The organism is Streptomyces sp. NPDC059456 (genome assembly GCF_042750055.1).
Lineage (GTDB): Bacteria > Actinomycetota > Actinomycetes > Streptomycetales > Streptomycetaceae > Streptomyces.
On sequence record NZ_JBHYVA010000324.1, the window covers coordinates 1 to 9102 of the forward strand.

Annotated in this window: 11 protein-coding genes; 5 read left to right on the forward strand and 6 right to left on the reverse strand. The window is 70.3% G+C overall.

The window, feature by feature from the left end; genetic code table 11:
* Together ACFXA3_RS25160 and ACFXA3_RS25165 are read right to left on the reverse strand one after the other, a co-directional pair.
* A partial coding sequence (locus tag ACFXA3_RS25160) for a glycosyltransferase (RefSeq protein WP_385190405.1) occupies positions 1-723 on the reverse strand: 723 nt, incomplete at its 3' end.
* A 192-nt stretch (positions 724-915) separates the two neighbouring features.
* Positions 916-1308: a hypothetical protein gene (locus ACFXA3_RS25165; RefSeq protein ID WP_385190408.1), complete on the reverse strand. Its 393-nt coding sequence runs from the start codon at positions 1306-1308 to the stop codon at positions 916-918.
* 166 nt (positions 1309-1474) lie between these two features.
* On the opposite strand from ACFXA3_RS25165, the gene ACFXA3_RS25170 reads away from it, so the two are divergent.
* Both ACFXA3_RS25170 and ACFXA3_RS25175 read left to right on the forward strand, forming a co-directional pair.
* On the forward strand, positions 1475-2749 hold the full coding sequence (locus ACFXA3_RS25170) for a Tat pathway signal protein (RefSeq protein WP_385190410.1): 1275 nt from the start codon (positions 1475-1477) through the stop codon (positions 2747-2749).
* A gap of 23 nt (positions 2750-2772) precedes the next feature.
* A complete protein-coding gene (locus ACFXA3_RS25175) occupies positions 2773-3321 on the forward strand; it encodes a GNAT family N-acetyltransferase (protein ID WP_385190412.1) in 549 nt (182 codons plus the stop codon).
* A gap of 55 nt (positions 3322-3376) precedes the next feature.
* Here ACFXA3_RS25175 and ACFXA3_RS25180 read toward each other — a convergent pair whose 3' ends face one another.
* The 4 genes from ACFXA3_RS25180 to ACFXA3_RS25195 all read right to left on the reverse strand — a co-directional run bounded on the left by ACFXA3_RS25180 (position 3377) and on the right by ACFXA3_RS25195 (position 6628).
* Positions 3377-3721, reverse strand: coding sequence for a plasmid mobilization protein (locus ACFXA3_RS25180; RefSeq protein ID WP_385190414.1), 345 nt, complete (start codon positions 3719-3721; stop codon positions 3377-3379).
* A gap of 419 nt (positions 3722-4140) precedes the next feature.
* Positions 4141-5004: a DUF2637 domain-containing protein gene (locus ACFXA3_RS25185; protein WP_385190417.1), complete on the reverse strand. Its 864-nt coding sequence runs from the start codon at positions 5002-5004 to the stop codon at positions 4141-4143.
* Positions 5005-5033: 29 nt separating this feature from the next.
* Entirely contained in the window at positions 5034-5690 is a 657-nt protein-coding gene (locus ACFXA3_RS25190) for an ATP-binding protein (protein ID WP_385190420.1), read from the reverse strand.
* 44 nt (positions 5691-5734) lie between these two features.
* Positions 5735-6628 (reverse strand): hypothetical protein, encoded by an 894-nt coding sequence (locus tag ACFXA3_RS25195; RefSeq protein WP_385190427.1) that lies wholly within the window; start codon positions 6626-6628, stop codon positions 5735-5737.
* A gap of 249 nt (positions 6629-6877) precedes the next feature.
* Here ACFXA3_RS25195 and ACFXA3_RS25200 point away from each other — a divergent pair, with 249 nt between their 5' ends.
* The 3 genes from ACFXA3_RS25200 to ACFXA3_RS25210 all read left to right on the forward strand — a co-directional run bounded on the left by ACFXA3_RS25200 (position 6878) and on the right by ACFXA3_RS25210 (position 8892).
* The gene (locus tag ACFXA3_RS25200; RefSeq protein ID WP_376135952.1) at positions 6878-7162 is read left to right on the forward strand and encodes a helix-turn-helix domain-containing protein; all 285 of its coding nucleotides are present in this window, start codon (positions 6878-6880) and stop codon (positions 7160-7162) included.
* Positions 7163-7281: 119 nt separating this feature from the next.
* Positions 7282-7599, forward strand: a complete 318-nt coding sequence (locus ACFXA3_RS25205) for a helix-turn-helix transcriptional regulator (protein ID WP_385190422.1) — start codon at positions 7282-7284, stop codon at positions 7597-7599.
* Positions 7600-7644: 45 nt separating this feature from the next.
* Positions 7645-8892: a tyrosine-type recombinase/integrase gene (locus ACFXA3_RS25210; protein WP_385190425.1), complete on the forward strand. Its 1248-nt coding sequence runs from the start codon at positions 7645-7647 to the stop codon at positions 8890-8892.
* Positions 8893-9102 lie beyond the last annotated feature (210 nt).

Sequence of the window (9102 nt, forward strand, 5' to 3'; positions counted from 1 at the left end):
GCGGGTGACCGGGCGGCGGAGGACCCTGCGGACCCAGTCCCCCCGCTGGAGGAATCGGTCCACCTCGAACCGGTTGAACACCTGCTCGACCGGATGCACGGCCCCGGAGGACAACAGCCAAAGGTTCAAGGCGCACTGGTCGTTGTGCTTGATGTACTGCCGCCCGCTGACCAGGGCCCGCTGGACCCCGGCCCGCATGGGGGCGAGCATCGGCGCCGGGACCCACAGCATCCCGGCGTTGAAGTAGGCGCGCCCTACCAAGTGGGGCCAGCGCTCGGCGACCCCGGGCAGTGCCGGGCACTGCCCGACGGCCGGGTTGAACTCGTCCTGCACGGCGCCGATCCGGTCCGCCGGCAGTCCGTCCAGGGGCGCAGAGACGTCGCCGCGCACGTGTACGTCTGCGTCCACGTAGATCAGGAACGGCCGGTCGAGGAAGCCGGGGGTGAACCCGAACCTCAGGTAGGTGGCGACGGAGATGTAGGCGGTGTCCGCCATGACGCTCTCGGCCGGCGGGGTCTGCCAGCGCAGGTCGAAGGAGCCGAACCCGCAGCGGCGGGCGAAGGACTCCATCACGGCAGCCTGCCCCGGGGACAGGCCGTTGGTCAGTACCCGTACCGCGCTCTCGCGGCGGTCGGCCACCGGCAGGTGGTCGGCAACCGACCCGAGCGTGACCAGGGCGGGCAACAGGTAGCGGGCATCGACGCACATGCCGATCGCGTACACGCGGGTGCCTCCAGGGCGAGGTTCGACGGGGCCCGGCGCGGGCCGGGGAACGGTGGCCCCCTCCTCGCCCGTATGCGAAGGAGACGACCGGCCTCACCGGTGTCGGTGGGGCGTTGTTGTCACCTGCCGCGGCCGGGCAGGTGGAGGGTTTCCGGCACCGGCGCCTCCGGGCAGGCCGGAGCCGGAAGCGGTTCAGGCAGACCGCAGGAGGTCCGTGTACCGGGCGAGGTGAGCCACCGACTTCGCCAGCAGCCGCAGCGCTATCGCCGGATCGCTCCCGCAGCCCCGGGCGACCTTGCGCGCGAACCGCACGGTGCCGGCCGCGATGTCCTTCTCCCGGCTCTCCGGAAGCAGGTCCGCGTACCTTTCGGCAGGCACTGCGAGGGTGCGGACGCGCTCGCGCAGCCGATCCCGCAGCCGAACGGCCGCCTCCCCGGCCGGTTGGTGGTCGGCGAGGGCGAGGGCGGCCTCGACGTCCCCGGCGACGGCGGCAGTCGCAGAGGTGATCGCTGTCTCCTGGTCGGCGGAGGCGACCGTGGCTGCCTTGCTCGGTATTGGTGCCACTTCGTGCGCGAGTACGGTCACGATTCCGCTCCCATCCGGCTGCTGCCAGTTCGGCTGTGCGGACAAGTAACCCGCGACCGAGCCGCGTTGGACATGACGAATCGGCTCGTGCTTACTCGCGTGACCACTGACGAAAAGTCCCGACCTCCGCTACCTCGGATGTCAGTCCCACCCCTACCGTGGCTGCATGGTGCGGAAGCGAAACGCGGAATTAGAGACCTGGCTGAAAGAACACGGGCTCAGTGCGGGCGCTCTTGCCGAGCAGGTCAACGACGCCATGGCAGATCTCACCGGCCACCGCGGCGTCGTCACCGAGCGGACGGTCTACCGGTGGCTGTCGGGAGAGAACCGCTCGCCCCAGGACCGCCAGTGGCAGGCTCTGGAGGTCGTCTCCGGGCTTCCTGCGACCGACCTGGGGTTCGTGCCCCGTGCCCGCCCCCGTCCCGCAACGCCCTCGGCACGACTGGAGGACCCTGTGCTCGGCCGTCGAAGCTTCATCTCCGTAGCCACCGGCGCCGCCGTCGCCGTGTCCACCGGCACTGCGACCGCAGCAACCCGACCCACCGTCGGGCATTCCGACGTCGATCGCCTGCGCGTTCTGCTGGCCGAACTGTGGCTCCTGGACGACCAGAACGGTGGCGGCCCCGTTCTGGAGAGGCGCGCCGCCGATCTTGCCGCCCGTACGCTCAGCCTCCAGCAGCACGGCTCCGCCAGCCAGCGCGTCCGCTCCCGCCTCTACGCCGTCGCCGCGTCCTTCACGGCCTTCGCCATGTTCTCGGCCATCGACGCCCGTCGGCTGGGGGAGGCCCAGCGTTACCTGGAGCAGTCCGTCACCCTCGCAGGGCTTTCTGGAGACGGACAGGTCCAGCACCAGACGTGGCGGTACGCCGCCATGCTCGCCGGACAGCGAGGCCGGTACGCCGACGCCCTTGCCGCGGCCGAAGCCTGCACCGTTACCCGGGCGCACCGCACCGACCCGTTCTACGCCTCGCTGACCCACTCCCGCATCGCCCTGACCGCCGCCAGCCTCGGCGACAAGAACCGGGCCCTCCGAGCCCTGGACCGGGCTCACGGTGCCTACGACCGTGCCGATCCCGCGGAGGCCCGTCCCTCCTCCGTCGCCTTCTACACCCGGGGCGAACTCCACGGCCTGACCGGCATCACCCACTACCGGCTCGGTGAAGCGGAGAAGGCCGAGTTCCATGCCCACCGGTGCATCGCGGACCTCCGTGACGACCAGCACCGCAACCGCGCCTACTACCTGTCCCAGGCGGCCCTCGCGCAGGTCGCGCAGGGCGACGTCGAGCAGGCCGTGGCCACCGCCACCCGCGTCATCGCCCCGACCGGCGCCGACGCGGGCCGGGTCCCCCACCTCCTGGGCAGCTTCACCTCCGCACTCAACCAGGCGGCCCCAAAGTCCGCCGTCACCCGCCAGTGGAACGACCGCACCCGCACTGCCTGAACCGTCACGCGACAAGGAGCACCATGCCCGCCCCGGAGATCACCCTTCACCGCTACGGCACCGATCAGCTGCCCGCCATTCGCCCCACGCTGGTCGGTGTGTACGCCGAGGTGTACGAGACGGAGATCGGCGAGGACCCGTTCTTCTCCGTCGACCGCTTCGAGGGTCGTCTGACGGGCCACTCCTCCCGCCCGTCCTGGGAGGCCGTGGTCGCCTACGACGGTGGCGAGGCCGCCGGCTACGCCTACGCCGCGGCCCTGCCTCAGAACACCGGCTGGTGGGCGCACATGCTCCAGCCGCTTCCCGAGGCGGACACGACCGAGGACGGTACCCGCACCCTCGCCCTCTTCGAGATCATGGTCCGGGCTCCCTGGAGGGGCACGGGCCTGGCGCACCGGATCCACGAGGAACTGCTGGCCGGTCGCACCGAGGAACGCGTCACGCTGCTCGTCGAGCCCGGCCACCCGAAGGTGAAGGCCCTCTACGAGGGGTGGGGGTACCAGCACATCGGCGACCAGCAGCCGTTCCCCGACGCCCCTGTGTACACCACCATGCTCCGGACCTTCAGGTGATGGCGGCAGGTCTGCAGGGATCCTGATGTGGGGTTCAGGGGCGTGGCGGTGAGTCCTAGTAGTCGCTGATGAGTTGGTCGGTGGCGTCCTGGACGCGCGCGGAAGCGCGGCGGACCGAGTCGAGTACGGCGTCGAGTTGGATGTCGGTCGGTCGGTCACCGGAGTTGACGGCGCGGGTCAGCTGGTTCAGGTTGTTGCCGATCTGGCCGAGGTGCCTGCGGGCGGTGAACAGCTCGATGACGGTCTCGCGACGCCCGGCGATGGCCGCGGCGCTGGTGTGAGGGTCGTGGGCCGCGTTGAGGGCGGCTTTGGCGAAGAAGCCGGCGACGGTCACGCCGACAGCTTTGGCGGCGGTCGCGACGAGCGTGTGCTCGTCGTCGTTCAGACGGACGCTGCACACTTTGGAGCGCTGGCTGTGCTTGTGGGTGCGGCGTCGCGTACGGGGCTCTGGAGGAGTAGCGGAGGCGTTCGGGGCTTCGCACCGAGGCTGTCGATCCTCTCCCAGCTGCGTCCGCCCTGCGGTCGCAGCCTCCTCGTCAGGCGTCCCCCGGCGCCGGACGAGGCTCCGTCCCCCTGGGACGGAGAGCCCAGTCCACACTCCGCCGATGGGGGCGTGTCCAAAGGGATAACTTGCTCCGTCTCGGGCTTGCGTAGGAGCCGCCTGTCGGTGGTCGTGGACATCTGTGGCAGTGGGGTCGTCGTGCAAGAGCGTGCCTTCTGTTGGTCGGGCTGGAACGGCTTGGGTGCTGCGGAGTGGGCGTACGAACGCCACCTCGCTCCGCGATGGATGCGCGGGGGCGGCTTGACTTCGGATGGGGCCTACGCGGCGTTCGCTTGACCGCTGTCGAGTTCGGCCTGGACCTGTCGGGTGATCTTGTTCCGGCGATCCTTGCCGATTGGGAGGCCGCGTGCACGGACAGCCGTCTCAATGTGGCGGCTTGACGCGCGTCCATCGCGTCCGAGCGGGGCGGTGAGGGCGATGGCGAACAGCTCGTCGTCGGTGGCGGCGGGCTTGCGACCGGTGCGCTTCTTCGGCGGGACGTGGGCTTCCGCCACTTGATCGGTCTCTTCCGCCACATCGCCTGATGCGTCCTGTCCGGCGTCAGCCGGAGTGGGGCGGTCACCTTCGTGGCCCGAGTGCCGTTCCGGGTCCGGGAGCTGCGGTGTGGCGGAGTGCCCGCGGGGACGCTCCAGGTCCGCGGGATGCGCTGAGGGTTCCCCTACCGGACGGCGACTGTGGCGGGACTCCTCGGCAGCGACGTGGCGGTGGATCTGCCGCATGAGGACGCCGAAGGCGAAGAGCGCGGCTGCTGGAGGGACAGCGGCGACGACGTAGTCGAGCGCCGGGGCCGGGACGCCGTCGGACCTGCTGACGCCAGCGACGTTCAGGGCGATCGAGCCCAGCGATCCAGCAGCGGTGAGGGCGATCGCCCACCCGTCGGATTCCCGGCGGAGGCTGGCGCGGAGCATGAGCACTTCGCCTGCGACGATGAAGGCATCGAGCGTGGCGGGCCATGCCCATTGGCGGGTGGGGGAAGTCCCAAGGCCGTGCCGCCCTGCGACTTCGGCGAGGTGGGCGTAGGAGAGCCAGAAACCCGCGGCGGTGAGAGCGACGATGACGCAGCCTGCGATGGCCAGGGCGTACCGCTCGGCGGTCTGCGTGCGGTGGGAGGTGGTGGTCAAGCGGGTGGTGCTCCAAAGGGTGGGCGCGTTCAAGTGGCGGGGGAGTTGGGGCGGCGGCGGTCGGGCCCGTCGAGGATGACCCGGTGGGTCATCTCGGAGAGGCGGGAGGCGACGCGGTCGCCGAGGGCGGTGCGGAGCTTAAGGATGGGGAGGTTCGTCGTGAGCAAGGTGGGGCGCAGGTACTCGTACCGGTAGTTGATCAGCCGGTAGGTCAGCTCCTCCGTCCACTCGCTGCCCTTGGCGGCGCCGAGGTCGTCCAGGACCAGCAGCGGGCAGCGGGCCAGGGTGTGCAGTTCACGTTCCGCGTCGAGTCCTGGGCGCGGCCTCAGGCGGGCGTACAGGTCGGCGGCGGTGACGGCCTCCCAGCGCAGGCGGACGCCGGTCGCGAGCAGGCTGCGGACGGCCCCGTAGGCCTGGTGGGTCTTGCCGGTGCCGGTGGGGCCGACGATCAGCAGCGACGGGCCCTCTGCGATGCCCCGTGTGCCGGACGGGCCGGGGCGCCCGGCACGCACGATCTCGTCCACCCAGGCGGCGACCTCGGGGTGATCGGCGAGGGCCTGCCGGTAGCGCGGCGGGATGCGGGCGTCGGCCAGTGCCAGGGACGTGACCGGTTGGGGCGCGGGCTCCGGTTCCTGCGAGTCCATGACGTACGGGTCCATGCCCCGGCGGCGCAGGATCCCCGCCATGGCCCGGACGACGTGGTCGGCGGGCTGCGGGAGGGCGGTGGTGATCAGAGGGCACCTCCGTAGGCGGCGGCGACGTCGGTGGGGTTGGTCCAGGGACGGTGCGCGGCGGTGGGCGTGGAGGCACCCGCGTTCATGACCTCGTGCACGAGGCTGGGCAGGGTCTTCGGGTGGAGGCCCTTGGCGCGGTGGCGGTCGAGACCGGCTCGTACGTGGGCAGGGGCGATGCCCTCGTCGAGGAGCTTCCTGGTCTCCTGCCCGAGTTGGCCGAGCACGGTGGAGGGAGGGCGGTGCTCGCAGGCTGCGGCGTACTCGGCGATGAGGTCCTTCGCCGAGACGGTCTGGGGCGCGGGGGCGCTCGCGCCTCCCAACGGAGTAGTTCCTAGATCCCTGTTCCTAGGTCCTAGATCCGGACGCTGAGGGCTCACGTCAGGCTCAGTGAGCCCTCCCTCAACCGGCTGTGAGGGCTCACTGAATTGCACCTGACCTGCGGATTTCCTGCTCATGGTGGGCTCCATGCCTGCTGCCTGACCCGATACGGAGGCCTCCGTGACGGCTCCGTGCACCGGCAGTGAGGGCTCACGGGGGACGCCGAGGTCGTGGTGCGGGCAGGACGGGATCCTGCTGATGCTGGGGCGGTTGATCTTCTGGTGGAGGGCGAAGGCGACGACGTGCAGGTACTGCCTTCCGTCCTCGCCCTCGTAGCGGCAGATCAGGCCGGCCGCGTCGAGCTGCGTCAGGTCGTCCTCGACCTCCACCGGGCTGTGTTCGCGGCGCAGCGACCACAATTGTCCCGCTATGACGGCGGCCTGGTCGCGGATGCGGCCCTTGTCGTCGGCTTGGGTGAGCAGACCGAAGAAGGTCCGCTCGGCGCTCAGGGACACGGCCGCCAGGGACTCGGAGGCGAAGGCCTCGGGCTTGATGGTGCGGATACGGGCGATGGAGATCGACCGCCTTTCGAAATCGGGGCATGGAAACCGGCGGGGCCGGGGTGCGTGGACAACACAGCCACACCCCGGGTCCAGAAGTCCAGACCTGGCTCAAGCGGCCGTGAAAGGTTTTCCGGTCGCACGACCGTAAACCCGAAACCCCGGTCGGCGAAATAGCCCGCGATATTGGATGTAGGGGATCGCTCACAGCAGACGGGGAATGCCTTCCCTAGCCTCCGGCGGGCAAGCTACAACACACCAATGCCGCCACGCCCTCTCGAAATCGGACCCGCCGGACGCGCCGCCGCCCACGCCATCGAACGCACCCGCGTGGCCCGTGGCTACTCCCAGCGCCAGCTCGCCGCCCGAGTCACCGCACTCGGTCGCCCCATGACCTTCACCGCGCTCTCCCGCATCGAACGCACGGTACGCCGCTGCGACATCGACGACCTCGTCGCCATCGCCGCAGCCCTTGGATCCTCGCCGAACGCGCTTCTCGCTGGTCCGTCGAGCCGCCCCGAGTCGCTGAGGGTGGGCGGAATATAGCCGACGATCCCCGGTTTCCGAAACCGGGGATTCTCCGCACCATTGGTGGTCCCTGGAGGCTGCTGCGCCTGTGCGTGGCCAGTGGTCTATTTTCCCGTCCCCTGCGTAAGGAACTTCGCTTGTCCGTCGTCGATCTGATTTTCTCTGCCCGTGCTCTCGAATTTCGTGACCGTCCCACCGTCGGTCGTGCGTTTCTCGGGGTCCAGGACACGGCCGCATATCTCGGAATTTCACCCAAGACGCTTTACGTCTGGCGTCACCGGCGGCAGGGTCCGCCCAGTTTCCGGATGGGCGCCCGCGGCCGGGTGACGTACAGGGTCGATGCGCTCGACGCCTGGATACGTGAGCAGGAGCAGGCGGACTCCCGCTCCAACCCCGCCCTCAACCCCGTGAGCGCCGCACCGCAGCGGCGCGCTGCCTACTCGGCAACCGTCTGACGGCTTCCGGCCGACCGTCCCGAACCCCTAGCTGCAAGGAAGCACTTGGCCGGCTACATCGAAGACCGCTGGATCAACAAGAAGAAGGACCCCGTCACCGGCAAGCGCGAGCGCACCGCCCGGTACGGCAAGGGCAGCCGGTACCGGGTCGCGGGCATCCCGGGCGTCCGGGGCATGTCGTTCGACATCCTGGAGGACGCCAAGGCGTGGCTCCGCAGGGCCGGCACCGACAGCGAGCGGGGCGAGTTCGTCGACCCGCGCGACGGCTCCATCACCATCGCCGACTACATCGCGCGCCACTGGCAGGCGGGCGTGCGGGGTGCACCGGGCACGGTCAAGCGTGTGGACGAGCGTGTTCGCCTCCACGTACTCCCGCACATTGGTGACGTCGCGCTGCGGGACGTGTCCGCGTCAGTCCTGCGCGGCTACATCGCCACGCTCGAAGGCGAGTGCGCACCGCGCTACGCCAGGCAGATCCTGACCACCCTCTCGAACGTCTTCGAGACGGCGATCGACGACAAGCGGCTGGTCCGCAACCCGATGCGCGCCAAGTCGGTGCGCTGGCCCAAGGCTCCGGAGGACCAGCGGGAGGCTTGGCCGCTGGAGACCGCGCAGCGGCTGCGGGACGTCATCAACCAGCGGTACCGGATCGCCGTCGTCGTCGCCCTCGGGTGCGGGCTGCGCCAGGGGGAGGTGTTCGGGCTGTCGCCGGCGGACATCGACTTCGAGCGCGGCCTCATCCGCGTCCGCCGACAGGTCCAGCTCCTTTATGGCCGCCTGTACTTCACTCTCCCCAAAGGCGGGAAGACCCGCGTCGTCGACATGCCGCCTTCGGTGGCCACCGAGCTGCGCGCACACTTCCTGCAGCATCCGGCCGTCGAGGTCGAGCTGCCCTGGGGCGGTCCCGAACCCGATCGGGAGAAGCGCCCCTTCCCGCTGGCCCTGACCACGACCTACGGCAACGCGATCCGCGCCAACATCTTCAACGACGAGGTGTGGAAACCCGCCCTCGCGAAGGTTGGCGTGATCCCCGTGCGGGAGAAGGGCCAGCGCTGGAAGGCCTCCCGCAAGGACGGCTTCCACGTACTCCGGCACACCTACGCCTCCGTGATCCTCGAGGCGGGTGAATCCGTCGTCACCCTCGCCCGATGGCTCGGCCACTCCAGCCCGACCATCACCCTCGACCACTACGCCCACTTCATGCCCGAGGCCGGCGGCAAGGGCCGCGCGGCAGTCGATGCGCTGCTCGGAGTGGCCTCTCAATACGTCCCAGACGACCTTGCCCTTGACTGAGAACGGGGGGGGGGGGCCGCTGGGGGGCGCGCCCGCGCGGGGGGGTGTTGGGGGTGTGGGGGGGTGGGGGTGTGGGGGGGGTGGGGTGGGGGGGTGGGGGGTTGCTCCTGGTGGTGGCCGGGCCCGACGGGGGGGGGGTGGGGCCGGCGGCCGCAGGCAAGACGGTGTGGTTCGAGTACGACGCACCACCGCGCCGCGAAACAGCAAGGA

Bases quoted from the DNA above. Each gene is read 5' to 3' on its own strand.
- ACFXA3_RS25170 (WP_385190410.1), top strand. From the start codon at position 1,475: ATGGTGCGGAAGCGAAACGCGGAATTAGAGACCTGGCTGAAAGAACAC.
- ACFXA3_RS25175 (WP_385190412.1), top strand. From the start codon at position 2,773: ATGCCCGCCCCGGAGATCACCCTTCACCGCTACGGCACCGATCAGCTG.
- ACFXA3_RS25190 (WP_385190420.1), bottom strand. From the start codon at position 5,690: ATGGCGGGGATCCTGCGCCGCCGGGGCATGGACCCGTACGTCATGGAC.
- ACFXA3_RS25200 (WP_376135952.1), top strand. From the start codon at position 6,878: ATGCCGCCACGCCCTCTCGAAATCGGACCCGCCGGACGCGCCGCCGCC.